Below are 26493 nucleotides of genomic sequence, written 5' to 3'. Positions count from 1 at the left end.
ACGGGACGGGAAGGAAAATGTCGGGGAACGGGACCGGAAAGCGGCGGTCGGGGACCTGAACGGGACGGTCAGGTGACGATCCGGTACCGGTGCTCCGGACGCCCCGTCGCCCCGTACCGGAGCTCCAGCCGGACCATGCCCTCCTTGACGAGGTAGGACAGGTACCGCTGGGCCGTCGCCCGGGAAACCCCGGTGAGTTCGGCCGCCTCGGCCGCCGACACGGGACCGCGGGCGGAGAGCAGCGCCTGGTGGACGAGGGTCAGGGTGGGCGCGGAGTGCCCCTTGGCCGGCACCCGTGGGACGGCCGGCGGCCGGGTGGCGCTGAACAGGGCGTCCACATCGGCCTGCTCGGTCTCGGCGGCCGGTCCGAGCGCGTGCACCCGGTACTGGAGTTCGCGGTAGGCGGTCAGCCGTCCGCAGAGGTCGGGGGAGCCGAAGGGCTTGACGAGGTATCCCACGGCGCCCAGTTTCATGGCGGTGCGGACCGACTCGATGTCCCGGTCCGCTGTGATCATGAACGCGTCCGGCCGGGAGCCGCCCTCGTCGCCGGTGAGCCGGCGCAGCACATCGAGCCCGCTGCCGTCCGGCAGGAAGACGTCGAGCAGCAGCAGGTCCGGGTGCAGGGTGCGCACCGCCTCCAGGGCGTCGGCCACGGTCGCCGCCTCACCGACCACCTGGAAGCCCTGGACCCGGCTCACGTACTCGCTGTGGATGTGGCTCACCCGGAAGTCGTCGTCCACGACCAGGGTTCGGATCATCAGCGGTCGCCTCCCACCGGCAACGCCGTTGTGAACAGTGCGCCCTGCGGCGCGGGGGCCGTGTCCGGCAGCGGCAGGACGACGGTGAAGACCGCGCCCGGGCCCTCGCTGACCGCGACCGTGCCACCGTGCCGCTGCACCAGCCGGTGCACCAGGGCGAGCCCCAGGCCGCGCCGGGCGGTGCCCCGCTCGGGCCGGGTCGACCAGCCGTCCTCGAAGATCGCCTCCGTGGCGCCCGGCGGGACCCCCGGCCCGGTGTCCGCCACCCGCACGGTCACGTGGTCGGGGCCCTCGGTGAGGGTGAGGCGCACCTGGCGGCCGCCCGCCGGGGGCGGCCCGTCCGCCGCGGCGTCGACCGCGTTGTCCAGCAGGTTGCCGACGATCGTCAGCAGCCGGCGCAGATGCGGCGGGTCCTGGCCGAGCGCGGAGTCGTCGTCGAGCACGATCCGCACCCCGCGTTCGGCGGCGACCATGGTCTTGGCCACGATCAGCCCGACCATCAGCGAGTTCCCGATCCGTCGGCGCACCGACTCGGTCAGTGCCTGCCCGGCGCCGGCCGACCCGACGGCGAACTCGTAGGCCGCGTCGTGGTCGCCGATGTCCAGCAGCCCGGCCAGCGTGTGCATCCGGTTGGTGAACTCGTGCTGCTGGGCCCGCAGTGCGTCGGTGAGCCCCCGTACGGAGTCCAGCTCGCGCAGCAGTCCGATCAGCTCGGTGCGGTCGCGTACGGTGATCACCGCGCCGAGTTCGCGGCCGCGCAGCGTGACCGGCATGCGGTTGACGACGAGGCAGTGCTCGTCGGTCAGGACGCTGACGTCGGTGCCGCTCAGAGTGCCGTCCAGCGCACGCCGCAGCCGGCCGTCGGGCAGCACCTCCTCGAGCCTGCTGCCGAGCGCGGTGCCGAGCCCGAGCAGCCGCCGGGCCTCGTCGTTCACCACGGTGACCCTGCCGTCGGGGTCGAAGGCGACCACACCCTCCCGGATGCCGTGCAGCATCGCCTCGCGGTCCTGGAAGAGCCCGGCGATCTCCTCCAGTTCGAGGCCGAAGGTGGTCCGCTTCAGCCGCCGCGCCAGCAGATACGCGGCCGCCGAACCGAGCGCGGTGGCGATCGCCGCGTACAGGCCGAAGGTGGGCAGCTCACGCCACAGCTCGCCGAGCACGTACCGCTCCGGGAGCCCCGCCGACACCTCGCCGACCAGCTTGCCGGACGGCCCGTACAGGGGAGCCTTGGCGTTGGCGGACCGTCCGGTGGCGCCCTGGTCGCTGCCGACACGAGGACGGCCGTCCAGCACCTCGATGGGCTCGTTCACCGGCTCGCCGATGAGCTGCGGCATGGGGTGCGAGTGACGGATGCCGCGCAGGTCGAGCACGACCACGTACGACGCCCCGGAGGCCTTCCGGACGCGTTCGGCGATGGTCTGCACCACGCCGTCGTCGGTGCCGTCCGCCATGGCCTGACGGATCTGCGGCTCGGCGGCCGTGGTCCGCGCGATGGCCAACGCCCGCTGCTCGTAGGAACGGTCGAGCTCCCCCCGCTGTGCGAACGCGAACAGCACGAAGCCGATCACGCCGGTGAGGCCGAGGATGAACAGCTGGTTGGCGAGGATCCGGGCGGAGAGCTTCCCTCTGCCGCCGCGTGCGATCCAGGTACGGATGGGCATCACAGGCGCCTCTTTGCCCCTGTCGTACGTCGTGCCGGGTCCGGCCCCTGCGCCGGACCCGCGTGGCGCGATTGTGCCCGATGGCCGAAACTCTGCCCACCCCCGGGCCGCTGAGCAGAATGCGCAGAACCCCGTTCAACGTGCACATCCCGTACGACGTGCGGGGTCCGGGGGGCCGTGAGCTGAACGAGCAGAACCCCGGTTAATTCAACGATCGCGAGATACGTCGGAAACAGCGACGTCACATGGAGCGGCCCCTAGCGTCTGACTTCCTCGATCCCCGAGGCCAGGAAGGAGACCGCCCCAGATGGCTTCGCGAAACGATGTCGCGACGAGCCCGGTCGCCGGCGAAATCGACCGTGACGACGCGCGCATCGAGATCTCCGGGCTCACCAAGCGATTCTTGACCCCCGCCGGTGAGGTGTTCACCGCGCTGCAAGGTGTTTCGTTCACCGTGGAGCCCGGCCAGTTCTGCGCGGTGGTCGGTCCGACCGGCTGCGGCAAGTCGACCACACTGAGCATGGTTTCCGGCCTGGACCGGCCGAGCGAGGGTTCGGTCAAGGTCGGCGGCCGCGAGGTGGACGGCATCACCGACGGCGTCAGCTTCATGTTCCAGGCCGATGCGCTGCTGCCCTGGAAGACCGTCCTCGGCAACGTGCTGATGGGTCCGGTCTTCCGCGGCGTCCCCAAGCAGAAGGCACACGCCTCGGCGCGCGACTGGCTGCGCCGGGTGGGCCTCGCGGGCTTCGAGGACCGCTACCCGCACCAGCTCTCCGGCGGTATGCGCAAGCGCGTGGCGATGGCCGCGGCGCTGATCAACGAACCCAAGATCCTGATCATGGACGAGCCGTTCGGCGCCCTCGACGTGCAGACCAAGGCGATCATGTCGACCGAGTTGCTGGCCCTGTGGGAGCAGATCCGTCCGTCGGTCGTCTTCATCACCCACGACCTCGACGAGGCCGTGGCACTCGCCGACCGCGTCGTCGTCATGACGTCGGGCCCCGGGTCGGTCAAGGCGGTCTTCGACATCGACCTGCCGCGCCCGCGCGGCTCCGTCCAGGAGATCCGCTTCGAGCCCCGCTTCATCGAACTGCAGCACCAGATCTGGGACACGCTGCGCGAGGAGGTGGAGCGCGCCTACGCACGCACCGCAGGAGGTACGGCATGACCACGACGTCCACCGCTTCCGCCGCTCCGGTCACCGACGGCGGCCAAGTGTCGGCCGCGACCGCCGCCAAACGCGCCGTCCGACGCCGTGTCGCGCTGGTGTGGGCGGGCCGCATCGGCCTCGCGGCCGTCGTCATCGGCGGCTGGCAGGCGTTCACCACCTGGGGCATCGTCGACCCCTTCTTCTTCGGGCAGCCGTCCGGCATCGCCAAGCGGCTGGTCGACCTCTTCCAGCACGGCACGGAATTCGGGTCCTTCTACTCGAACATCTGGACCACGATCCAGGAGGCGCTCGTCGGCTTCGCCGTCGGGTCCGTCACTGGAGTGATCTTCGGTGTCGCGCTGGGCCAGAGCCGCTTCCTCTCCGACGTGCTCGGCCCCTACATCAAGATGGTCAACGCGATCCCGCGCATCGTCCTCGGCTCGATCTTCATCGTCGCCTTCGGTATCGGCGTGACCCCGAAGATCCTGCTCGCCGCGGTGCTGGTGTTCTTCATCGTCTTCTTCAACGCCTTCCAGGGCGTCCGCGAGGTCGACCGCAACATCCTCGCCAACGCCAGGGTGCTCGGCGCCTCGCAGATGCAGATCATCCGTCACGTCATCGTGCCGTCCGCGCTCACCTGGATCATCGCGAGCCTGCACAGCGCCTTCGGTTTCGCCATCGTCGGCGCGCTGGTCGGCGAGGTGCTGGGCGCACAGAGCGGCCTCGGCCTGGTCATCAAGACAGCGCAGAACAACTTCGACCCCAACGGTGTGTTCGCGACGATGCTCGTCATCTCGGTCATCGTGCTCGGCGCCGAGTGGCTGATCAGCAAGCTCGAGCACCGGCTGCTGTCCTGGCGCCCGCCGTCGCCCTCCGAGGCGACGAACGCCCTCTGAATCCGTCCCACCCTCCTCCCTCCGCTCTTCCCTGTCCCACCCCCAGAAAAGGAAAGTGGCCAGCCATGTCACGACGATCCGCCACCGTCACCGCGTCCATCCTCACCGTCCTCGCGCTCGGCACGGCCACCGCCTGTTCCGGCGGCTCCCACAGCAGCTCGCAGAGCGTCGGCAGCTCCGGCGGCGTGCCCACGGTGAAGCTCATGGTCGGCGGCATCGACAAGCAGATCTACCTGCCCTACCAACTCGCCCAGGACCTCGGCTTCTACAAGAAGTACGGCGTCAACGTCGTGCTGAGCACCGAACAGGACGGCGGTGTCGGCGCCGAGGAGGCCATGGCCTCGGGGCAGGTGGACATGGCGGGCGCCTGGTACAACCACACGATCGAGTTCCAGGCGAAGGGCAAGGCGGTCGAGGACGTCGTCCAGCTGTCCGGCGCGCCGGGCGAACGCGAGATGTGCACCAAGAAGTCGGGAGTGACCTCGGGCGCCGACTTCAAGGGGAAGACGCTCGGCGTCACGGACCTGGGTTCGGGCACCGACACCCTCACCCAGTTCCTGGGCGCCAAGAAGGGCGTCAAGACCGGCGAGTTCCACCGGATCGGGGTGGGCGCCGGCTCCACCGCCATCGCCGCGCTGCAGAACGGCAAGGTCGACTGCGTCATGACGACGCAGCCGACGGTCGCCGCGATCCAGAAGAAGGGCGTCGGTACCTCCGCGATCGACCTGGCCACCACGGAGGGCGCCACGGCGGCGATGGGCGGTGCCTACCCAGCGGCCAGTGTGCTCGCCCGCACCGACTGGGTGAACCAGAACAAGGCCACCGTGCAGAAGGTCGTCGACGCGCTCGTCGCCACCATGCACTGGATCAACACGCACAGCGCGGCCGACATCGCGAACAAGCTGCCGGCGTCGTTCGTGTCGAACCAGCTGGTGACCAAGGCCGACTACATCACAGCCCTGAACGAGGACAAGGGCCAGTTCCTCCCGGACGGCCTCATGCCGTCCGGCGGTCCGAAGACCGTGCTGGCGACCGAGCAGTTGGTCGGCAACGTGAAGTCGTCGGTGGACCTCGGCAAGACGTTCACCAACGACTTCGCCGTCCAGGCCAACAAGACCGAGGGCTTCAAGACCACCACCACCCCCGCCGGGCCGAACGGCTGAGCCTGCGGAACCTTCAGGGCCGGGCGGGTGAGAGTCACCCGCCCGGCCCCGTGCCGTGGCGTGTCACACGGCGACCGAGTCGCTCCGCACATCGCGCCGCGAGACCGCCAGATAGGCCACGAAGCCGAGGATCGCGACCGTCCACGACAGGGTGACCGGCCCCAGGCCCCAGTCCAGTCCGCCGCGGCTGTGGGCCACGGCCATCCAGTCGGCGATCGACGCGCCGAGGGGGCGGGTGACGACGTACGCGGACCAGAAAGCGGCCACCGCGCTCAGCAGCCCCCCGCGGTGGGCGACCGCCGGCACACAGATCGCCACGGCGTACAGGACGACGGACCCCAGGTAGCCGAGGCCGATCGTGGCGCTCAGGTCGCCCGCGGCCGTGCCGAGCGCGAACGTGGTGAGCACGGCCGCCCAGTAGAACGCCTCGCGGCGCCGGGTGGAGATGCTGTGGATGGACAGGGTCCGCTCGCTCGCGTACCACAGGGCGAAGACGGCGCCCAGCGCCACCAGGAACAGCGGCGTCGAGAGCGTGTAGGGCACGCCGAGACCCACGTGCAGGACGTCGGCGGCCATCGTGCCGAACACGCTGACCATGACGATGGCGGTCCAGTAGACCCAGGCCACGTACCGTCGAACCGCGAACTGCAGCACCAGGGACCCGAGCAGGGCGAGGGCGCCGAGGCCGACCGCGGGGATCGGGCCGAGCAGACGGGCCAGGTAGTCGGAGGCGGTCTCGCCCATTCCCGTGGTCAGAACCTTGATGATCCAGAAGTAGACGGTGACTTCCGGCACCTTGTTCGCCGCCCGGCGTATGCGGGGATGGGCGTGCGGCCGGTCGTCCAGGACGTGCTCTGTGCTCATGCAACGCACGATGACATGGGGAACTGCCGTTGCCCCAGATGCCTTTGCCATTGTTTTGGATCTTCTGGTGCATGCGTTGCCACGAGGCGCCGGGAACCCGAAAGCAGCCTGAACGCCGTGCCGGCATCGTTCGTCAGGGATCTACGAGGCGGGGTAGGAACGGAGTTTGACCGGCACGGCCGGAGCCGCCCCCCGGGTGCTCGTGGGAGGGCGGCTCAGGCGTGCGGGTCCGGTTGCGACGGCTCGGCCTAGGCGGGCGTGGTCAACTGGACCCAGGGGTTGTTGTCACAGTCGAGTGAGGGCGCGGCCCCCGGCATGACGGTACACGTGGTCTCCCACACGGTCCCTGCAGTGGTGATGACATCGATGCGGACCGGGTGGTTCTCCGACGTGGACGCGCCGTGCTCGTTGATGGACACGGCGCAGGCGTTCGTCGGGTAGGACGGGTGGGTGCTGAGGTCGGTCCACACGAACGGGTTGGTCACGGGGGTGGGGCCGGTGTCGCTGCGGATGCCCGCGAACGTCCGTCCGTCGGGGGTCAGCGCGGCTCGGAGGTCGTTGTTACCGGTCTCCTGCACCGCGTCGATGTCGATGCACGGACCCGAGGCCCCCGTGGCACCCGTCGCACCGGTGGCACCCGTCGCCCCCGTAGCGCCGCGGCACTTGTTCTTGTCCTTGTCGTGGTCGCCCCCGATCCCGGTCGCGCGGTGGTTGTCGTTGTCGCACTTGTCGCCGCCGGCCACGGCACTGTGCGCGGGCCCGGTCTGCGCGGCCAGGGCGGCGGGGGCGGCCACGCCGGTGGCCATCACCAGCGCGAGCGAGGCGATCATGCCGGCCTTCTTGAACCTGTCTCGCGCCAGCGGCCCGAGCAGCGATGTCGTCCTGTACTCAGGACTCATGTGTGTGCTCCTTGTGTCAACCTTTTCGGGCAGGTCCCCGAATCCGAGAGTGAGCTTGACCCAGGCACAACCAACAATTGGGAGTTCTTGTCCAAAACACGCAGATATGTCAACAAATCGGACTAAGCGGAGTGCTTCGATGATGTAGGGCCGATTGATCGATGACGATTTCTCGAGCTTTGGGGGTGCGCGGCCAATCGGGCGCCGTTGCGTCCCGCCCTCCGTGTGGATAGGTGGGAGGAGAACCGGCCTGTGTCACAGTGACGGCCTCTCCATCAGGACATCGTCATCCCGAGACCGGTGAGGCCGTGAAGAAGCAGACCATCTGCCTCTGCATGATCGTTAAGAACGAGGCGGGCGTGATCGAGCGGTGCCTCGGCTCCGTACGTCACCTGATCGACACCTGGGTGATCTCGGACACCGGTTCGACAGACGGTACCCAGGATCTCATCCGCACGACGCTCGACGGTATCCCCGGCGAACTCCTCGAAGAACCCTGGATCGACTTCGGCCACAACCGGACGCAGAACATCCAGCACGCCCACGGCAAGGCCGACTACATCCTCACCCTCGACGCCGGTCACGTCGTGCGCCAGGACGCCCCGCTGCCGCACCTGACGGCGGGTTCATACCTGCTGTGCCACGACGTCCCGGGCACCGGGCACCGCTTCAAGCACCTCATGCGGGGCGACTGGCTGTGGCGCTACGAAGGCGTCACCCACGAGCCCCGCACCGACGAGCCCGACGTCCAGGAGGACCTCGACGCACTCGTCATCGAGGACCACGGCGACGGCGGCTGCCGGAGCGACAAGGTCCAGCGTGAGGCGTGCCTGCTGCGCCGCAAACTCGAACGTGACCCCTCCGACGCGCCGACCGTCTTCTATCTGGCCAACATCGAGCGCGACCTGGGGCACGCGGAAGAGGCGATCGCGCTGTACGAGCAGCGTGCCGCGATGGGCGGTTGGCCGGAGGAGGTGTACTGCTCGCTGCTGGAGGCCGGCATCCTCAGGGCCGAGAAGGCGGACGACTGGGCCGGGGCGATGGACGCGTTCTCCCGGGCCTGGGAGTCGCGCCCCCAGCGCTTGGAGGCCTGCTACGAACTGGCCTCGCGGCTGCGCACCCAGGGCCGCCACCACACCGCGTACGCCATCCTCGGCGCCGTCGTGGGCCGACCGGAACCGGACGATCTGTTGACCAAGTCCTGGGTGTACCGCTGGGGTCTGCTCTTCGAGTTCTCGATCACGGCCTTCCACGTGGGCGACCACGCCGGCTCCCTACGCGCTTGCGAGCTGCTGCTGGCCATGCCGGACCTGCCGGACGTCATTCGTCGCCAGACCGAGACCAACCGGGAGTTCGCGGTCCTGGGAGCCGTGAACGTGCCCAAGCCGTACTCCCCGACAGGTCGACCCAAGGCCGCCCGGGCGGGAAAGGGCGCCAGGCGCTCGAAGACCACGAAGACGGCCAAGCGCAAGCGGTAGTAGGCCGCCGTCCATCCAGAACTCGCCTCCATTGCTTTTCGGACCACCCCCTTGACGTGCGCCTGAGGCGGATCGACACTTCAAAGGGGATTTCCTAGTGGACAGGTAGGGAAACATGGGGCGCCTGAAGCCGGTCATCAGCCGTGTTCACCGCACGCGCCGGCAGTCCCTCCTGCTGACCTCCCGCCGTCACATCGATCTGCTGCGCGTCTGCAGCGCGAGCAGCCACCGGCGCTGAAGCCGGCGGAGCCACGCCCCGCCCCCGCCACTCCGCGCCGTTCGCGCAGGAGAGCGCCGCCTGCCCGTGGGCCACCACCCCCGCCCTCGCGTCCCAGGACCCCGGGAGAGACATGTCCGCCCATGCCCTGACCGCACTCCCGTCCGCACAGCCGTTCCCCGCCTTCCGCGGCCGGATCGGCTGCGACGCGCGCAGCGGCCACTACGCAGTGCCGCGCCGCTACCGTCTCCACCTGTCACTGGCGTGTCCGCACTGTCTGCGGATAGCCGTCACGCACAGCCTGCTCGGCCTCGAGGACGTCTGTCCCGTCACGCTGCTGCCCGCGGTGCCCGACGGACCCGGCGGCGAGTACTCCGCGCTGCGTCCGCTGTACGAGGCCAGTGCCCACCGCTACCCCGGAGCCGCCCTGGCGCCGGTGCTCAGCGACGACTGGTCGGGCCGGATCGTCAGCACCCACGCTCCGGACATCATGCGCGACCTGGCGCGGCACTTCGGCACGGACCACCCCGCGCTGTATCCGCAGGGGGCGGACGCCGAGATCGAGGGTGTCAAGCGGCTGTGCGAGCAGGGCATCGACGCGGCGGCCCAGCGCGCCGGACGCGTCGACGCCGACACGGAGGAGCGGGACGCCGCGCTCACCTCGCTGCTGTGCACCCTGCGGTCACTGGAGGGACGGCTCGGCCGTCAGGAGTACCTGCTCGGCGACCGACTCACCGCAGCGGACGTGGAGTTGTGGGTCAGCCTGGTGCAGCTCGACACCGTGCACCGCTGGCACCTGGACGCCGCCGCGGTGCACCGCATCGCCGGCCACCCGCACCTGTGGGCGTACGCCCGCCGGCTGGCCGCCCACCCCGCCTTCGGTCCACACCTCGACCACGCCGGCATCGCCCGACGGCACCACGCGCACTGCCGGGGACTGGAGGCCGCGGGCGCCGCGGTGCAGATCCTGGACTGGGCCTCGCACGTCCCCAACGACGCTGCCACGCACACCGGTTGAGGCGGAGAACGGCGCCCGCTGAGCACGTATCACGTGCCGGACGCACGTTGACATCGCTTGCGGAGCCTGTATTGACTTACGGCCAGAAAGGTCATGAGCGTCAGCGACAAGCCCTGGCTGGCTGACCGGCAACCCTCGCACCGCGGTGGGGTGCCCCAGGTGACGACCCGACCGGATGACGTTTCGGTAAGCGCGTGGCCCCCCGGGCCGGAAGAACGACGGAGACAGTGATGTACGCAGCCTCGAGGACAGCCGCAGTGCGGCTCCGCGGCTGCGTCCTGCTGTGCGCCAACCGTTCCGTCGACCTCCTCCGCGTCAACAGCGCACTGTGTACCACCCCGGGCTCTGCCCGCTGTCACGGCTGACGGCGTTCTGAATCCCTGACGCGCACCGCCGCCGCGGTGTGCCCTCGTTCCGTCCCGTCCCCGGTGCACTGCGCTTCACCAGCCTCGTCACGCCGCGGCCCGCGCCGCCGGGCGGTGCCGTGGCGCGCCGCCGGGGCGTCCGACTCCGCTGGAGCCTGTCATGAGTGAACCCCCCGGAGCCGTCGTGTCCCTCGCCACGGCGCCGCCCGACGAAGACACCGCGGACAAGCCCCCCGCGGCCCAGCGGGTACTGCCCCTGCGCCGGCCGGGCCGCTGGATCGCCACGGCGGTCGTGCTGGTTCTCGTCGCCCAGTTCGTCCACGGCCTGGTGTCCAACCCGTTCTACCAGTGGGACCGCTTCGCCTACTGGTTCCTGCGTCCCACCATCCTCGACGGGCTGCTCATCACGCTCGAAGTCACCGCGCTCAGCGCCGTGTTGGGCCTGCTCGGCGGAATCGTGCTCGCACTGGCACGGCTCTCGAAGAGCCCGGTCCTGCGCGCGGTCAGCTGGACGTACGTGTGGGCGTTGCGCTCCATACCGCTGATCGTGGTGCTGATCTTCCTCTACAACTTCAGCGCCCTGTACAGGACGCTGAGCGTCGGCGTGCCCTTCGGCCCGGCGTTCTTCAGCTTCGACGAGTCCAAGCTCGCCACCGACATGGTCGTCGCCGTCGTCGGACTGAGCCTGAACGAGGCGGCGTACGCGGCGGAGGTGGTCCGCGGCGGCATCCTCTCGGTCGACCAGGGCCAGCACGAGGCGGCCGCCGCGCTCGGCCTGCCGAAGGGTCACCAGTTCCGGCTGATCGTCTTCCCGCAGGCCCTGAGGTCCATCACCCCGAACTACGTCAACCAGCTGATCGGCCTGGTCAAGAGCACGTCACTGGTGTTCTACGTGTCGCTGCTCGACCTGTTCGGCTCCGCGCAGACCATGGGCAGCACCTACCCCGGCGACATCGTGCCGCTGCTGCTGGTCGTCACCGCCTGGTACCTGATCCTGACGAGCCTCGTGTCCGTCGTCCAGTTCTACGTCGAGCGGTACTACGCCCGCGGCGCCACCCGCGCGCTGCCGCCGACCCCGTTGCAGAAGCTCCGCACCGGTCTCGCCGATCTGCGGGCCCGCGCGCGCAGGGAGGCCGCCGTATGACCACCGACACGCTCCAGACCCGCCCCGCCGCCATCCAGGTGCACGACGTGCACAAGGCGTTCGGCGCCCACCAGGTACTGCACGGCGTGGAGTTGACCGTACGGCCGGGCGAGGTGACCGTGATCCTCGGCCCGTCCGGCTCCGGCAAGTCCACCCTGCTGCGGGTGATCAACCACCTGGAGAAGCCCGACCGCGGCTATGTCAGCGTCGGCGGCGAGCCCATCGGCGTGCGCCGGCACGGAGACCACCTCAAGGAGCTGAGCGAGCGGATCATCCTGGGCCAGCGCAGCCGCATCGGATTCGTCTTCCAGAACTTCAACCTCTTCCCGCACCTGACCGTGCTGGAGAACGTGACAGCGGCGCCGGTGGCGACCGGCAAGCTGACCAAGCCGGAGGCCCGGGACCTCGCCCTGGACCTGCTCGGCCGGGTCGGACTCGCCGACAGGACCGGCGCCTACCCGCGGCAGTTGTCCGGCGGCCAGCAGCAGCGCGTCGCCATCGCCCGCGCGCTCGCCCTGCGGCCCGGCGTCATCCTCTTCGACGAACCCACCTCGGCCCTCGACCCCGAACTCGTCGGCGAGGTGCTGGCCGTCATCAAGGACCTGGCCGGCGGCGGCACCACGCTGGTCATCGTCACCCACGAGATCGGCTTCGCCCGCGAATGCGCCGACCGGGTGGTCTTCATGGACGACGGCCGGATCGTCGAACAGGGGCCGCCCGCCGAGGTCCTCGACAACCCGCGGCACGAGCGGACCCGGGACTTCCTGAGCAAGGTGCTCTGAACCCGCCGGTTCCGCGTTCCTCTCCCAAGCCTCCCCCCACGCCACACCGCCACCGCTCACCGAACAAGGACAGCCATGCCCACCCTCAGTCTTCGCGCCCGACTCCTGCGCGGCCTCACCGCAGGCACCGCCGTCGCCTCCCTCGCCGTCGGACTCGCCGCGTGCGGGGGCACGAGCGACGCCGCCACCAACACGGACAGCGCATCCTCCGGAACGGTCACCGTGGGGCAGCTCTCCAACGGCGCCGCCACGCAGACCGCCCTCAAGGTGTCCGAGGTGAAGTCCCTCAACGCCGAACTGCCCGCCGCCATCCGCAAGAGCGGCAAGCTGGAGATCGGCGTCGGCGCCCTGCCCTCCGGCTTCGCACCGCTGGCGTACGTGGGCAGTGACCAGAAGACCCTCACCGGGGCCGAACCCGACTTCGGCCGCCTGGTGGCCGCGGTCCTCGGCCTCGAGCCCGAGCTGAAGAACTTCACCTGGGAGAACCTGTTCGTCGGCATCGACAGCGGCAAGGTCGACGTGGCCTTCTCCAACGTCACCGACACCGAGGAGCGCAAGAAGAAGTACGAGTTCGCCTCCTACCGGCAGGACAACCTGGCCTTCGAGGTGCCGAGGACCAGCACCTGGAACTTCGACGGCGACTACGAGAACCTCGCGGGCAGGACCGTCTCGGTCGGCTCGGGCACCAACCAGGAGAAGCTCCTCCTGGAGTGGAAGGCGAAGCTGGCCAAGGAGGGCAAGAAGCTCACCGTCAAGTACTACCCGGACCGCAACGGCACCTACCTCGCGCTGTCCAGCGGCAAGATCGACGCGTACTTCGGCCCCAACCCCGGTATCGCCTACCACATCAGGCAGGTCGCGAACACGCCCCAGGCGACCCGCAACGCGGGCGAGTTCTCCGGCGCAGGCGAGTCCCTGCAGGGCCTGATCGCTGCGACCGCGAAGAAGGACAGCGGGCTCGCGAAGCCCCTCGCCGACGCCATCAACCACCTGATCGAGAACGGCCAGTACGCCAAGTGGCTGGCCGCCTGGAACCTGTCCAACGAGGCCGTCGCCAGGTCCCAGGTCAACCCGCCCGGGCTGCCGCTCGACAACTCCTGACCGAAGGGATGCCCGGAGTGCGGAACAGACGGCGGAGCGGGGCTGTTGTCGTTGACGACGAGCTGCGCGCCACGACGGCCGTAGGGACGGAGGTGCAGGACGTGACCGGTACCGTGCACGCCCGCGCCCTGAAGCCGTCCCGCCGTCCGCTTCTGCACTCCCGGGCCCACATCGATCTGCTGCGCGTGGCCGGCGCGCTCTGTTGTTCCTGACCGTCCCCAGCTTCGGCCGGGGGTCCCCCCCGTCTCGCCGCGCTCGCCCTCCGCCGCGCCCGCTCGCGCCGGCCGGCCATCTCGTACGGACTTCAGGAAGGCACCCACTCGTGTCCTCGACTTCTCCTTCGCACCTGCACCTCGCCGTCGCCCTGGACGGCACCGGCTGGCATCCCGCCTCCTGGCGCGAGCCCGTGGCCCGGCCCCGGGACCTGTTCACGGCCGGGTACTGGGCCGACCTGATCACCGAGGCCGAAGGCGGTCTGCTCGACTTCGTGACCATCGAGGACGGGCTCGGACCCCAGTCCTCGCAGTTCCTCGACCCGGACGAGCGCACCGACCAGGTACGCGGACGACTGGACGCCGTGCTCGTCGCCTCCCGTGTCGCGCCACTGACCCGGCACATAGGGCTGGTGCCGACCGTGGTGGCCACTCACACAGAGCCGTTCCACATCTCCAAGGCGATCGCCACTTTGGACTACGTCAGCACGGGCCGTGCGGGCCTGCGTGTACAGATCACCGCGCGTCCGAACGAGGCCGCGCACTTCGGCCGCCGCACGATCCCGAGGATCGACGCCTACGACAGCCCGGCCGCCCGGGGCGTCGTGACCGACCTGTTCGACGAGACCGCCGACTACGTCGAGGTCGTCCGGCGCCTGTGGGACAGCTGGGAGGACGACGCGGAGATCCGGGACGTCGCCACCGGCCGCTTCATCGACCGGGACAAGCTCCACTACATCGACTTCGAGGGCAGGTTCTTCAGCGTCAAGGGCCCGTCCATCACGCCCCGACCGCCGCAGGGCCAGCCGATCGTCACCGCTCTCGCCCACCAGACCGTCCCCTACCGGCTGGTGGCCCGCCAGGCCGACATCGGCTACGTCACCCCGCACGACGCCGACCAGGCCCGGGCGATCGTCGCCGAGATCCGCGCCGAGCAGGAGACGGCGGGCCGGGCCGAGGAGCCGCTGCACGTCTTCGGCGACCTCGTGGTCTTCCTGGACGACGACCCGGCCAGGGCCACGGCCCGCAAGCAGCGCCTGGACGACCTCGCCGGATACGAGTACACCAGCGACGCCCGCGTCTTCACCGGCACCCCCGCGCAACTCGCCGATCTTCTCGAGGAGTTGCGGTCCGGTGGTCTGACCGGCTTCCGGCTGCGCCCCGCCGTCGCCGGCCATGACCTCCCCGCCATCACCCGCGGCCTGGTCCCCGAGCTCCAGCGCCGTGACGCCTTCCGCCGCGCCTACGAGTCCGACACCCTGCGCGGACTGCTCGGGCTCGCCCGCCCCGCCAACCGCTACTCCGCAGCCGTCACCGCCTGAGCCGGAGGGACCCGCAGACCATGAGCAAGCCGCTGAAGCAGATCCATCTGGCCGCCCACTTCCCGGGCGTCAACAACACCACCGTGTGGAGCGACCCGAAGGCCGGCAGCCACATCGAGTTCAGCTCCTTCGTCCACTTCGCGCACACCGCCGAACGGGCCAAGTTCGACTTCCTGTTCCTCGCCGAGGGCCTGCGCCTGCGCGAACAGGGCGGGAAGATCTACGACCTGGACGTCGTGGGCCGCCCCGACACCTTCACCGTGCTCGCCGCCCTGGCCGCCGTCACCGACCGGCTCGGCCTGACCGGCACCATCAACTCCACTTTCAACGAGCCCTATGAGGTGGCCCGCCAGTTCGCCAGCCTCGACCACCTCTCCGGCGGACGATCGGCGTGGAACGTCGTCACCTCCTGGGACGCCTTCACCGGCGAGAACTTCCGCCGAGGCGGCTTCCTGCCGCAGGAGGAGCGCTACTCCCGGGCGAAGGAGTTCCTGGCCACCGCGAACGAACTCTTCGACTCCTGGCACGGCGACGAGATCCTCGCCGACCAGGCCAGCGGCACCTTCTTGCGGGACGCCAAGGCCGGCGCCTTCGTCCACCAGGGCAAGCACTTCGACATACACGGCCGGTTCAACGTCCCGCGCAGCCCGCAGGGCCGCCCGGTCGTCTTTCAGGCGGGCGACTCCGAGGAGGGCCGCGAGTTCGCCGCGTCCAGTGCCGACGCCATCTTCAGCCGGCACGCCACCCTGGAGGCGGGCCAGGCCTTCTACGCCGACGTCAAGGGCCGTCTGGCCAAGTACGGGCGCGGACACGACCAGTTGCTCATCCTGCCCGCCGCGACCTTCGTCCTCGGCGACACGGACGCGGAGGCCGAGGACCTGGCCCGCGAGGTGCGCCGGCAACAGGTCAGCGGTGCCACGGCCATCAAGCACCTGGAGTTCGTCTGGAACCGGGACCTGTCGGCGTACGACCCGGACGGCCCGCTGCCCGACGTCGACCCGAACGTGAGCGAGGAGCACATCTCCCGCGGCCGTGCCCAGGTGCGCATGTACCGCGACCCGCTGGCCACCGCCCGCGAGTGGCGGGAGCTCGCCGCCGCCAACAACTGGTCCATCCGCGACCTCGTCATCCACACCGGAAACCGGCAGACCTTCGTCGGCTCCCCGTCCACCGTCGCGAAGACCATCAACGAGTTCGTGCAGGCCGACGCCTCCGACGGCTTCATCCTGGTCCCGCACATCACCCCCGGCGGCCTGGACCCGTTCGCCGACAAGGTCGTCCCGCTCCTGCAGGAGCAGGGCGTCTTCCGCACCGACTACGAGGGCACGACCCTGCGCGACCACCTGGGCCTCGCCCACCCGGACACCGGGGCGCCCAGGGAGCGAGCGGCTTCGTAGGCGTGCGTCCGGCGGGTCACTCCTTCCAGTCGAGCTGGTCCTCGGGAGTGCCCACGCTCCGGCCGTACGCCACCGCTTCGGCGCGGCCCTGGGCATCGCCGCGCCGATAGCGGAACACCTTCCCGGCGAAGACGACCACCCGGTCGTCCCCGACCAGGAAGTCCGAGTACCAGCCCATGTCCGGCTCCAGCGCCTCGGCCAGGGCCTGCGAGAGGGCGGTCGCACGGGAGTCGTCCGTCTCGAACTCGACGAAGGTCCAGGTGGACGGCTGCCCGTCCCGTGCACTCCTGGAGACGTCGATGCGGCTCACCTTGCGGATGCGCAGGCCCTCCGGCTCGAACACCGCACCGGTGCGCAGACTTTCGCCGATGACATACCCGTTGATCACAGCTCGCCTCGCCCTCTCCGACCATGCCGACACCGACCACGTTAGGCCCCGGTACTGACAGCGGGGTGGTCAGCCGAACCATGCGCGACCGCCCCGGCCGGATCGGATCCGGCCGGGGCGGCTGTCACGCGGGCAGGCTGCCGTCCTACGCGAGCGACGCCAGCGCCTCGTTCCAGGTCGCCGACGGGCGCATGACCTCGGCGGCCTTCGCCGGGTCGGGCTGGTAGTAGCCGCCGATGTCGGCCGGCTTGCCCTGGACGGCGTTCAGCTCCTCGACGATCTTCTGCTCGTTGGCGGAGAGCGTCTCGGCGAGCGGGGCGAACGCCTTGGCCAGCTCGGCGTCGTCGGTCTGCCTGGCCAGCTCCTGTGCCCAGTACAGGGACAGGTAGAAGTGGCTGCCGCGGTTGTCGATGCCGCCGACGCGACGGGTCGGGGACTTGTCCTCGTTGAGGAAGGTCGCCGTGGCGCGGTCGAGGGTGTCGGCCAGCACCCGGGCACGGGCGTTGCCCGTGACCTTCGCGTACTGCTCGAAGGACGGCACCAGGGCGAAGAACTCACCCAGGGAGTCCCAGCGCAGGTAGTTCTCCTTGACCAGCTGCTGGACGTGCTTCGGGGCGGAGCCGCCGGCGCCCGTCTCGAACAGGCCGCCGCCCGCCATCAGCGGGACGACCGACAGCATCTTGGCGCTGGTGCCCAGCTCCAGGATGGGGAACAGGTCGGTCAGGTAGTCGCGCAGCACGTTGCCTGTGACGGAGATGGTGTTCTCGCCGCGGCGGATCCGCTCCACGGACAGCTTGGTCGCCTCGACCGGGGAGAGGATCCTGATGTCCAGGCCCTCGGTGTCGTGCTCGGACAGGTACTGCTTGACCTTGGCGATGAGGTTCGCGTCGTGGGCGCGGGTCTCGTCCAGCCAGAAGACGGCCGGGTCGCCGGTGGCGCGGGCGCGGGTGACGGCCAGCTTGACCCAGTCCTTGATCGGGGCGTCCTTGGTCTGGCAGGCGCGGAAGATGTCACCGGCGGAGACGGTCTGCTCGATGACCACGTTGCCGTTGCCGTCGACCAGGCGGACCGTGCCCGTGGTCGGGATCTCGAAGGTCTTGTCGTGGCTGCCGTACTCCTCGGCCTTCTGCGCCATGAGGCCGACATTCGGGACCGAGCCCATGGTGGCCGGGTCGTAGGCGCCGTTGGCGCGGCAGTCGTCGATCACGGCCTGGTAGACGCCGGAGTAGCTGGAGTCCGGCAGGACCGCGAGGGTGTCGTGCTCCTGGCCGTCCGGGCCCCACATGTGGCCCGAGGTGCGGATCATGGCCGGCATGGAGGCGTCGACGATCACGTCGGACGGGACGTGCAGGTTGGTGATGCCCTTGTCGGAGTCGACCATGGCCAGCTCCGGGCCCTCGGCGAGCTCGGCGTCGAAGGAGGCCTTGATCTCGTCGCCGTTCGGCAGGGCCTGAAGGCCCTTGAAGATGCCGCCCAGACCGTCGTTCGGGGTCAGACCGGCCGCGGCGAACGTCTCGCCGTACTTCGCGAACGTCTTCGGGAAGAAGGCGCGCACCACGTGACCGAAGATGATCGGGTCGGAGACCTTCATCATCGTGGCCTTCAGGTGCACGGAGAACAGGACGCCCTCCTCCTTGGCCTTGGCGACCTGCGCCGTCAGGAACTCGCGCAGGGCGGCGACGCGCATCACGGAGGCGTCGACGACCTCGCCCTCGAGAACCGGCACGGACTCGCGCAGCACGGTGGTCGAGCCGTCGTCACCCTTCAGCTCGATGCGCAGCGAACCGGCCTCGGAGATCACCACGGACTTCTCCGTGGAGCGGAAGTCGTCCACGCCCATGGTCGCCACGTTCGTCTTGGACTCGGAGGTCCAGGCGCCCATGCGGTGCGGGTGGGTCTTGGCGTAGTTCTTGACCGAGGCGGGCGCCCGGCGGTCGGAGTTGCCCTCGCGCAGGACCGGGTTCACGGCGGAGCCCTTGACCTTGTCGTAATGGGCGCGGATCTCCCGCTCCTCGTCGGTCTTCGGCTCGTCCGGGTACTCCGGCAGCGCGTAGCCCTTGCCCTGCAGCTCGGCGATCGCCGCCTTCAGCTGCGGTACGGACGCCGAGATGTTCGGCAGCTTGATGATGTTGGCCGCGGGGGTCTTGGCCAGTTCGCCGAGCTCCGTGAGGTCGTCGTTGATCCGCTGGTCCTCGTTCAGGTACTCCGGGAAGACCGCGAGGATGCGCCCGGCCAGCGAGATGTCGCGGGTCTCGACGGCGACACCCGCCTTCCCGGCGTAGGCCTTGACCACCGGCAGGAAGGAATACGTCGCCAGGGCCGGGGCCTCGTCAGTGTGCGTGTAGATGATGGTCGAGTCAGTCACCGGGTGCTCCGCTCCACGTCTGCAACATTGCTCGACATCAAGATATCTCGTACGCGGACCCCGCTCGACAGTGGCCTGCGCCACGGATGCCCCGATGTCCGATCAGGACGCCCCCGCCACCTCGCGCTCGATCCACCGGCAGATCACGTCCACCACATAGGCGTGCTCGGTGCGGCTCAGTTCCCGCCCCTTGGGGATCCCGTGCCACCGCTGGAGGCAGGTACGGCAGCAGGTCGCGGTCGCGTGCTGGGCGACGAAGACCGGGTGGCCCCGGTAGGGGGTCTGCTTGCCGTCGTTGTACGGTTCGGCCGGCGCCAGACGCCCCGCGACGAGGTCGTAGGCGTGCCACCGGATCGTGGAGGGGCCCTTGAGCCGGGCGGTGGCCAGGTCGCGCCCGCGCAGGTGGAACTTCGCGCGGAACGGATGGCGCGCGACGGCGTCCAGCTTCTGGTCGAGCGAGCGGGCCGTCGGAGCCGAAGCCGGAGCGGGAGTCGGGGGGTCGGGGTCTGGCGAGGACATCATGCTCCTTCGAGCATAGAGCCGCCGGTTCCCCGACTCCGGTCCGGCCGGGCCTAACCGGCCTCCGTCACCCTGTCCTCGCCGCTGCGCTGCGGTGGGATGACCGCCGAGCCCTGCTGGAGCGCCACCGTCCGCGTGGGCGCCGGAATGCGGATGCCCTCGGCCCGGTACCGCTTGTGCAGGCGCTTGATGAACTCGTGCTTGATCCGGTACTGGTCGCTGAACTCGCCGACGCCCAGGATCACCGTGAAGCCGATCCGGGAGTCGCCGAAGGTGTGGAAGCGGACGGCCGGCTCATGGTCCGGGACCGCTCCGGTGATCTCCTTCATCACCTCGGCGACGACCTCGGTGGTGACCTTCTCGACGTGCTCGAGATCGCTGTCGTAGGCGACGCCGACCTGGACGAGCACGGTCAGCTGCTGCTCGGGACGGGTGTAGTTGGTCATGTTCGTCTTGGCGAGCTGACCGTTGGGGATCACGACCAGGTTGTTCGAGAGCTGGCGCACGGTCGTCTGCCGCCAGTTGATGTCCACCACGTAACCCTCCTCGCCGCTGCTCAGCCGGATGTAGTCGCCGGGCTGGACGGTCTTGGAGGCGAGGATGTGGACGCCCGCGAACAGGTTGGCGAGGGTGTCCTGCAGGGCCAGCGCGACCGCCAGGCCGCCGACACCCAGGGCGGTGAGCAGCGGCGCGATGGAGATGCCCAGGGTCTGCAGCACCACCAGGAAGCCGATGGCCAGGACCAGGATCCGCGTGATGTTGACGAAGATCGTGGCGGATCCCGCGACCCCGGAACGGGACTGCGTGACCGTCCGCACCAGGCCCGCGACCACCCGGGCCGCAGAGAGGGTGACCACGAAGATGAGCAGCACGGTCAGGGTCTGGTTCACGTGATGCTGGACCGTGCGCGTCAGCGGCAGCACCGCGGCCGCGGCCGCCGCGCCGCTCGCGATCGCCGCCCACGGCACCACCGTGCGCAGCGCGTCCACGATCACATCGTCACCGCTCCAGCGGGTGCGCCCCGCGTGCTTGGCCAGCCAGCGCAGCAGCGTGCGCGACAGGAACGCCACCAGGAAGCCCGCGGCCAGGGCGATCCCGCCGAGGATGAGGTCGTCCAGGGTCACGGCGCGGTTCACCGGTCACCTCCCGCGCGAAAGGAAAGGCCCCGGGGCCGGAAGTGATGAATCGTCACCTTGCCACCTGCTCGAATCACGGATTGCACGATCGCGCCCGGACGGGTGTTCGCTGTCCGGAGTGAGGATTCATCCTGCCGCATGACCGTGACGTCCCCTCACCGGGAGGGTGGGAAGCGGCCATTGGCGTCGCGCGTGCGCGCGGTGGTCACACGTCCGAGAACGATCCGTGCCGCCCCGCGCCCGCCGCGAACCGCGCCGCACCCTGAAAGCCCTGGGCCAGTACGTCCATGCCGTGCCGGAGTTCGACACCCAGGGCCGCCCGCTCGTCCAGCCCTTCCTGGTCGAGCACCGAGGCCCGGTCGCCGCGCAGGCAGGCCTGGGGGAAACGGGCGATCGCGGCGGCGAGTTCCTCCGCCTCGGCGCGGGCACGCCCGTTGGGTACGACCCGGTTGGCGAGCCCCATCTCCTGCGCCTCCCGGGCCGGCACCGGACGGCCGGTGAGGATCATGTCCATCGCCCGGCCGGTGCCGATCAGCCGCGGCAGGCGGACCGTCCCGCCGTCGATGAGCGGCACGCCCCAGCGGCGGCAGAACACCCCGAACACCGCGTCCTCCTCGGCCACCCGCAGGTCGCACCAGAGCGCCAGTTCCAGACCTCCGGCCACGGCGTGCCCCGCGACCGCCGCGATCACCGGCTTGGACAGCCGCAGCCGGGTCGGGCCCATCGGGCCGTCGCCGTCCTCGGCGACCCGGTTGCCGCGCCCGGTGCCGACCGCCTTGAGGTCGGCGCCCGCGCAGAACGTCCCGCCCTCGCCCCACAGCACCGCCACCCGCGCCGCCTCGTGCGCCTCGAACTCCCGGAAGGCGTCGGCCAGTTCGGTGGCCGTCGGCCCGTCCACGGCGTTACGTGCCTCGGGGCGGGAGAGGACGACCGTGAAGACGTGTCCCTGACGTTCGACGCGGACCGGCATCGGCTGCCCCTTTCGGACGGCTCTTGGGAGGACGGAGAGAGGCTCCCGACGTTACTCCCGAGTACGGCCGGCGTCCCCCGGTCAGATCACGCGAGAACAGCTCGCGTCCTTCGGCCGGATCGCCCGAGTCCGGCGGCCGTCCCCCGGCCGGATCACCGAGACGGCGGCCGTCCCCCGGCCGGATCACCGAGACGGCCGCCGTCCCCCGGTCAGATCACCCTCAGCCGTACCAGCGCCCCCAGCGTCAGCGCCCCCGGCAGCAGCGGCAGCCACACCGTGATGATCCGGTACGCCAGAACCACCGCCGTCGCCACGGCCACGGGACCGCCCGCCGCGACCAGGGCGACCACCAGGGCCGCCTCCACCGAGCCGATGCCGCCCGGGGTGGGCACCACGGCGACCGCGACCGTCGCCGCCAGATACGCCACCGCCATGTGCACGGGCGCTACGGGGAGCGACAGCGCCCGCCCCACCGCGGCGAGACCGGCCGCCTGCAGCGTCGGAAAGGCCAGCGAGCCGCCCCACAGGGCGAGAGCCCGGGCGGGACGAGTGTGCACCGAGCGGGCCTCGCAGAGCGCCGTACGCAGGAAGGACCACGCCGCCGTCCGCACCCTTCGCACCAGCAGCAGCACCGCCACCGCCACGCACACCACCCCGGCCGCCGCGAGCAGGAGCGGCCCGGTCGCCGAGGCGGGTACGAGACCGCCGAGGTGGAGGGCGTCCGGGAAGGCGACCAGCAGCACCAGCAGCAGGCCGACCCGGGTGACCGACTCGGCGAGCAGGTACAGCGCGAGTGCCGCCGAGGAGCGGGCGAGCGGCACCCCGCACACCGTCATGAACCGCAGGTTGACCGCGCCGGCGCCGAGACCCGTGGGCAGCAGGTGGTTGGCGGCGCCCGCCGCGAACTGGGTGGCGAGCAGCCGGCGCAGTGGCAGCCGCTGCACCACCGCGCCCTGCCGGGTCAGGGCCGCCGCCACCCAGGTCAGACAGGTGGCGCCGACGGCGGCCACCAGCCACGGCCACTCGGCCGCCCTGAGATGGCCGAAGCCCTCCGCGAGCACCGAGCGGTGCCGCACCGCGACCACGGTCACAAGGACGATCGGGAGCAGGCAGAGCACATGGCGGACCGGAACACGTCTGGGGAGTCCCTGAGGGAGACGCAGGACAGTCACACCGGCAGAGGGTCTCCGCACCGCACCAACACGAGGTTGCGTGCGCGAGGACGGCGGCTGACGCGCCGGGCAAGGCACGGGGGGGGGCCCGCGCGCCGTTCATTGACCTCAACGAAGCTCGAGGTTCTACCGTCGTTCCCATGAGCATGGAGACCACCGCCTGGCAGCAGCTGCACAGCGTCATGACCGCGCAAGCGGAGCGCCGCCCCTTCGCCCGTGCCACGCTGCGCCGCATCGGCGCGTTCGCCCGCCCGCACCGGCGCCGCATCGCGCAGTTCGTCGTGGTGAGTGTGCTGACCGCACTGCTCGCCGTCGCCACGCCCGTGCTGGCCGGCCGCGTCGTCGACGCGATCGTGTCGCACGGCGACCGCGGCACGGTCGTACGGCTGTCGACACTCATCGCCCTCATCGCGCTCGCCGAGGCGGCGCTCGGGATCCTCGGCCGCTGGCTTTCGGCCACGCTCGGCGAGGGGCTCATCCTCGATCTGCGGACGGCTGTGTTCGATCATGTGCAGCGCATGCCGGTCGCGTTCTTCACACGTACTCGTACGGGAGCGCTCGTCAGTCGTCTCAACAACGACGTCATCGGCGCCCAGCGGGCCTTCAGCAACACGCTGTCGGGGGTCGTCGGCAACGTGGTCACGCTGCTGCTCACGCTCGCCGTGATGCTGACCCTGTCCTGGCAGATAACCCTGCTCGCGCTGGTGCTGCTGCCGGTCTTCGTGGTCCCCGCCCGGCGGACGGGCCGCCGCATGGCCCGGTTGCAGCGCGAGGCCGCGGGCCTGAACGCGGCCATGGGCACCCGGATGACCGAGCGGTTCTCCGCGCCGGGCGCCACGCTGGTGAAGCTCTTCGGGCGGCCCGCGGAGGAGTCCGCCGAGTTCGCGGCGCGGGCCCGGCGGGTGCGGGACATCGGGGTGCGCACCGCGATGGCGCAGTCCGCGTTCATCACCGCGCTCACCCTCGTCTCGGCCCTGGCACTCGCCCTCGTCTACGGCCTCGGCGGCTGGTTCGCCCTGCGCGGTTCCCTTCAGGCGGGGTCGATCGTCTCCCTCGCCCTGCTCCTCACCAGGCTCTACGCGCCGCTCACCTCTCTCGCCGGGGCGCGCGTCGAGGTCATGAGCGCCCTCGTCAGCTTCGAGCGCGTCTTCGAGGTGCTGGACCTCAAGCCGCTCATCGAGGACAAGCCGGACGCCCGCAAGGTCCCCGACGGACCGGTGGCGGTGGAGTTCGAGGGCGTCCGCTTCGCCTACCCGGCTGCCGACAAGGTCTCCCTCGCCTCCCTGGAGGAGGTGGCGACCCTCGACACGCGCGGCGGCGCCGACGTCCTGCACGGTGTCTCCTTCCGCGCCGAACCGGGGCAGACCGTCGCCCTCGTGGGCTCCTCCGGCGCCGGCAAGTCGACCATCGCCGCCCTGCTGCCGCGGCTCTACGACGTGGACGAGGGCGCCGTCCGCGTCGGCGGCGTCGACGTCCGCGACCTCAGCGCCGCGTCGTTGCGCGCGACCCTCGGCATGGTGACGCAGGACGGCCACCTGTTCCACGACACGGTCCGCGCCAACCTGCTGCTCGCCCGCCCGGACGCCACGGAGGAGGAGCTGTGGGACGTGCTGCGCCGGGCCCGCCTCGACGACCTCGTACGCTCCCTGCCCGACGGGCTCGACACCGTCGTCGGCGAGCGCGGCTACCGCCTCTCCGGCGGTGAGCGCCAGCGTCTGACCATCGCGCGCCTGCTGCTGGCCCGGCAGCGCGTCGTCATCCTCGACGAGGCCACCGCCCACCTGGACAACACCTCGGAGGCCGCCGTCCAGGAGGCCCTGACGGAGGCGCTCGAGGGCCGCACCGCCGTCGTCATCGCCCACCGCCTGTCCACCGTGCGCGCCGCCGACCTGATCCTCGTGGTCGAGTCCGGGCGGATCGTGGAGCGGGGCACGCACGAGCAGCTCCTCGCGGCGGGCGGCCGGTACGCGGAGCTGTACCGGACCCAGTTCGAGAGGACGGTCCCGCCGGTGGAGCCACGGACGGGGACGCGGAACGGGACAGCGGCGCAGACCCGGCCGGACACCGCGGCGGAGGCCGTGGCCTAGGACGGAGGTTTTGCGGGGCCGTGCCGGGAGCCCTCGCGGTGGGCGTCCGGCCTGCCGTGACCGTAGCGTGAAGGAGCGGGCACCAGGGGAGGGGCCGGAAGGGAGACGGTGACGATGGCGGACATCGACTACGCGGCCCTGTTCGCCGCCACACCGAGCCCCTACCTGGTGCTGGGAACCGACCTGGTCATCGTGGAGGTCAACCAGGCATACCTGGACGCGACGAGGCGCACCCGCGAGGACCTGGTCGGACGGCACGTCTTCGACGCCTTCCCCGACAACCCGAGCGACCCCGCCGCCGACGGGGTGCGGAACCTGAACGCCTCGCTGCACCGGGTCCTGATCACCAGACAGCCCGACACCATGGCGCTGCAGAAGTACGACATCCCGATCATGGGTCGCCCCGGGGTCTTCGAGGAGCGGTGGTGGTCCCCGATCAACACGCCGATCCTCCGGTCGGACGGCAGCGTCGGCTCGATCATCCACCGGGTGGAGGACGTGACCGCGTACGTCCAGACCCACGGCGTGGGCCACTGGCGGATGTCGGACAAGCTCACCGAGCGCGAGGCGCTGGAGGCCGAGCTGTACGCGCGGGCGCGCGAGCTGCAGCGGCTGAACGAGGAGCTGCGCCAGGCGCACCGGCGGGAGCGCGTGGTGGCCCTCACCCTGCAGGAGGCCATGCTCCAGTCGCCCGACCTCGCGCACCACGAGAACGTCGCCGTGCGTTACCTGCCCGCCACCGGCTCGCTGAACGTGTGCGGCGACTGGTACGACCTGGTCGACCTGCCCGACGACCGCTTCGCGGTGGCCGTCGGCGACGTCGTCGGCCACGGCCTGGAGGCCGCCGCCGTCATGGGCATGCTCCGCAGCGCGCTCAGCGCGGCCACCCGTGCCCTGGAGCGGCCCGCCCAGGCCCTTGAGGTGCTGGGCCTGTACGCCCGCTCCGTCGAGGGCGCGCTCAACACCACCGCCGTCAAGGTGATGGTGGAGCCCCGCAGCCAGTTGCTCATCTACAGCAGCGCGGGTCACCCGCCGCCGGTTCTGGTCCATCAGGACGGCTCCTGCGAGATGCTGGACCGGGCCACCGACCCACCGCTGGGCGCCCGCCCCCAACATGTGCCCCGGCCGCAGGCCGGTCAGACCTACCTCCCCGGCGACACGCTCGTCCTCTACACCGACGGGCTGATCGAACGCCGCGACCAGAGCATAGAAGCGGGCCTGAACCGCCTGAAGGACGTCCTGTGCCGCCAGTGCTCCCTCAGCCCGGAACGCCTCGCCGACGCCCTGCTGGCCCGGTTGGGCGTGGCCGGCGGGGCCCGCGACGACATCGCCCTGGTCGTCGTCCGGCTGTGACCCTTCGGCCCAAGGCCCGGCGGAGGGTGGCGCGGACGGCTCTGTGTCGAGAAGGGAGGACCGGGTACTCAGACGG

Annotated in this window: 24 protein-coding genes and 1 riboswitch; of the genes, 14 read left to right on the top strand and 10 right to left on the bottom strand. The window is 70.5% G+C overall.

All coding sequences use genetic code 11. The annotated features are described in order from the left end of the window. Positions 1-68: 68 nt before the first annotated feature. Positions 69-758 carry a response regulator gene (locus ACIRC0_RS20875; protein ID WP_403617618.1) on the bottom strand — a complete coding sequence of 230 codons (690 nt, stop codon included), beginning with the start codon at positions 756-758 and terminating at the stop codon, positions 69-71. Then, complete coding sequence (locus ACIRC0_RS20870) at positions 758-2419, bottom strand: ATP-binding protein (RefSeq protein ID WP_403617617.1); 1662 nt, start codon at positions 2417-2419, stop codon at positions 758-760. Before ACIRC0_RS20870 ends, ACIRC0_RS20875 begins: the two co-directional genes overlap by 1 nt. A 307-nt stretch (positions 2420-2726) precedes the next feature. On the opposite strand from ACIRC0_RS20870, the gene ACIRC0_RS20865 reads away from it, so the two are divergent. The 3 genes from ACIRC0_RS20865 to ACIRC0_RS20855 all read left to right on the top strand — a co-directional run bounded on the left by ACIRC0_RS20865 (position 2727) and on the right by ACIRC0_RS20855 (position 5628). After that, positions 2727-3587, top strand: coding sequence for an ABC transporter ATP-binding protein (locus tag ACIRC0_RS20865; protein WP_403617616.1), 861 nt, complete (start codon positions 2727-2729; stop codon positions 3585-3587). Then, entirely contained in the window at positions 3584-4465 is an 882-nt protein-coding gene (locus ACIRC0_RS20860) for an ABC transporter permease (RefSeq protein WP_403617615.1), read from the top strand. Before ACIRC0_RS20865 ends, ACIRC0_RS20860 begins: the two co-directional genes overlap by 4 nt. A 65-nt stretch (positions 4466-4530) precedes the next feature. Beyond that, positions 4531-5628, top strand: a complete 1098-nt coding sequence (locus ACIRC0_RS20855) for an ABC transporter substrate-binding protein (RefSeq protein ID WP_403617614.1) — start codon at positions 4531-4533, stop codon at positions 5626-5628. Positions 5629-5691: 63 nt separating this feature from the next. Here ACIRC0_RS20855 and ACIRC0_RS20850 read toward each other — a convergent pair whose 3' ends face one another. Together ACIRC0_RS20850 and ACIRC0_RS20845 are read right to left on the bottom strand one after the other, a co-directional pair. Continuing rightward, on the bottom strand, positions 5692-6492 hold the full coding sequence (locus ACIRC0_RS20850) for a hypothetical protein (RefSeq protein WP_403617613.1): 801 nt from the start codon (positions 6490-6492) through the stop codon (positions 5692-5694). 248 nt (positions 6493-6740) lie between these two features. Continuing rightward, complete coding sequence (locus ACIRC0_RS20845; RefSeq protein ID WP_403617612.1) at positions 6741-7391, bottom strand: hypothetical protein; 651 nt, start codon at positions 7389-7391, stop codon at positions 6741-6743. 308 nt (positions 7392-7699) lie between these two features. On the opposite strand from ACIRC0_RS20845, the gene ACIRC0_RS20840 reads away from it, so the two are divergent. The 9 genes from ACIRC0_RS20840 to ACIRC0_RS20800 all read left to right on the top strand — a co-directional run bounded on the left by ACIRC0_RS20840 (position 7700) and on the right by ACIRC0_RS20800 (position 16427). After that, positions 7700-8869, top strand: coding sequence for a glycosyltransferase (locus ACIRC0_RS20840; RefSeq protein ID WP_403617611.1), 1170 nt, complete (start codon positions 7700-7702; stop codon positions 8867-8869). A gap of 115 nt (positions 8870-8984) precedes the next feature. Next, complete coding sequence (locus ACIRC0_RS20835; RefSeq protein ID WP_403617610.1) at positions 8985-9107, top strand: hypothetical protein; 123 nt, start codon at positions 8985-8987, stop codon at positions 9105-9107. 112 nt (positions 9108-9219) lie between these two features. Beyond that, positions 9220-10104 carry a glutathione S-transferase C-terminal domain-containing protein gene (locus ACIRC0_RS20830; RefSeq protein WP_403617609.1) on the top strand — a complete coding sequence of 295 codons (885 nt, stop codon included), beginning with the start codon at positions 9220-9222 and terminating at the stop codon, positions 10102-10104. An 89-nt stretch (positions 10105-10193) separates the two neighbouring features. Continuing rightward, positions 10194-10303: riboswitch (SAM riboswitch) on the top strand. A 326-nt stretch (positions 10304-10629) separates the two neighbouring features. Continuing rightward, the gene (locus ACIRC0_RS20825) at positions 10630-11613 is read left to right on the top strand and encodes an amino acid ABC transporter permease (RefSeq protein WP_403617608.1); all 984 of its coding nucleotides are present in this window, start codon (positions 10630-10632) and stop codon (positions 11611-11613) included. Then, entirely contained in the window at positions 11610-12395 is a 786-nt protein-coding gene (locus tag ACIRC0_RS20820) for an amino acid ABC transporter ATP-binding protein (protein WP_403617607.1), read from the top strand. The genes ACIRC0_RS20825 and ACIRC0_RS20820 overlap by 4 nt, the downstream gene beginning before the upstream one ends. A 75-nt stretch (positions 12396-12470) precedes the next feature. Further along, positions 12471-13496: an ABC transporter substrate-binding protein gene (locus ACIRC0_RS20815; RefSeq protein ID WP_403617606.1), complete on the top strand. Its 1026-nt coding sequence runs from the start codon at positions 12471-12473 to the stop codon at positions 13494-13496. Positions 13497-13597: 101 nt separating this feature from the next. Then, positions 13598-13708: a putative leader peptide gene (locus ACIRC0_RS20810; RefSeq protein WP_403617605.1), complete on the top strand. Its 111-nt coding sequence runs from the start codon at positions 13598-13600 to the stop codon at positions 13706-13708. A gap of 110 nt (positions 13709-13818) precedes the next feature. Next, complete coding sequence (locus tag ACIRC0_RS20805; protein WP_403617604.1) at positions 13819-15030, top strand: LLM class flavin-dependent oxidoreductase; 1212 nt, start codon at positions 13819-13821, stop codon at positions 15028-15030. Positions 15031-15050: 20 nt separating this feature from the next. Continuing rightward, complete coding sequence (locus ACIRC0_RS20800) at positions 15051-16427, top strand: NtaA/DmoA family FMN-dependent monooxygenase (protein ID WP_403617603.1); 1377 nt, start codon at positions 15051-15053, stop codon at positions 16425-16427. A gap of 16 nt (positions 16428-16443) precedes the next feature. Here the strand turns inward: ACIRC0_RS20800 and ACIRC0_RS20795 are convergent, their stop codons facing one another. The 6 genes from ACIRC0_RS20795 to ACIRC0_RS20770 all read right to left on the bottom strand — a co-directional run bounded on the left by ACIRC0_RS20795 (position 16444) and on the right by ACIRC0_RS20770 (position 22977). Next, positions 16444-16815, bottom strand: a complete 372-nt coding sequence (locus ACIRC0_RS20795; RefSeq protein WP_403617602.1) for a hypothetical protein — start codon at positions 16813-16815, stop codon at positions 16444-16446. A gap of 145 nt (positions 16816-16960) precedes the next feature. Continuing rightward, complete coding sequence (locus ACIRC0_RS20790) at positions 16961-19180, bottom strand: NADP-dependent isocitrate dehydrogenase (RefSeq protein WP_403617601.1); 2220 nt, start codon at positions 19178-19180, stop codon at positions 16961-16963. A gap of 102 nt (positions 19181-19282) precedes the next feature. Then, a complete protein-coding gene (locus ACIRC0_RS20785; protein WP_403617600.1) occupies positions 19283-19699 on the bottom strand; it encodes a DUF4186 domain-containing protein in 417 nt (138 codons plus the stop codon). A gap of 53 nt (positions 19700-19752) precedes the next feature. Beyond that, positions 19753-20835 (bottom strand): mechanosensitive ion channel family protein, encoded by a 1083-nt coding sequence (locus tag ACIRC0_RS20780; protein ID WP_403617599.1) that lies wholly within the window; start codon positions 20833-20835, stop codon positions 19753-19755. A gap of 205 nt (positions 20836-21040) precedes the next feature. Further along, positions 21041-21805 carry a crotonase/enoyl-CoA hydratase family protein gene (locus ACIRC0_RS20775; RefSeq protein WP_403617598.1) on the bottom strand — a complete coding sequence of 255 codons (765 nt, stop codon included), beginning with the start codon at positions 21803-21805 and terminating at the stop codon, positions 21041-21043. A gap of 209 nt (positions 21806-22014) precedes the next feature. After that, on the bottom strand, positions 22015-22977 hold the full coding sequence (locus ACIRC0_RS20770) for a YbhN family protein (RefSeq protein WP_403617597.1): 963 nt from the start codon (positions 22975-22977) through the stop codon (positions 22015-22017). A 146-nt stretch (positions 22978-23123) separates the two neighbouring features. Here ACIRC0_RS20770 and ACIRC0_RS20765 point away from each other — a divergent pair, with 146 nt between their 5' ends. Further along, positions 23124-25064 (top strand): ABC transporter ATP-binding protein, encoded by a 1941-nt coding sequence (locus tag ACIRC0_RS20765; protein ID WP_403617937.1) that lies wholly within the window; start codon positions 23124-23126, stop codon positions 25062-25064. A gap of 114 nt (positions 25065-25178) precedes the next feature. Continuing rightward, the gene (locus ACIRC0_RS20760; RefSeq protein WP_403617596.1) at positions 25179-26417 is read left to right on the top strand and encodes a PP2C family protein-serine/threonine phosphatase; all 1239 of its coding nucleotides are present in this window, start codon (positions 25179-25181) and stop codon (positions 26415-26417) included. Positions 26418-26493 lie beyond the last annotated feature (76 nt).

Origin of the sequence: Streptomyces sp. NPDC093984 (genome assembly GCF_044764595.1) — a bacterium.
GTDB classification, from domain to species: Bacteria; Actinomycetota; Actinomycetes; order Streptomycetales; family Streptomycetaceae; genus Streptomyces; species Streptomyces cynarae.
Note: the sequence above shows the minus strand (reverse complement) of the source record. Positions and strands in the feature narration are given on the sequence as shown.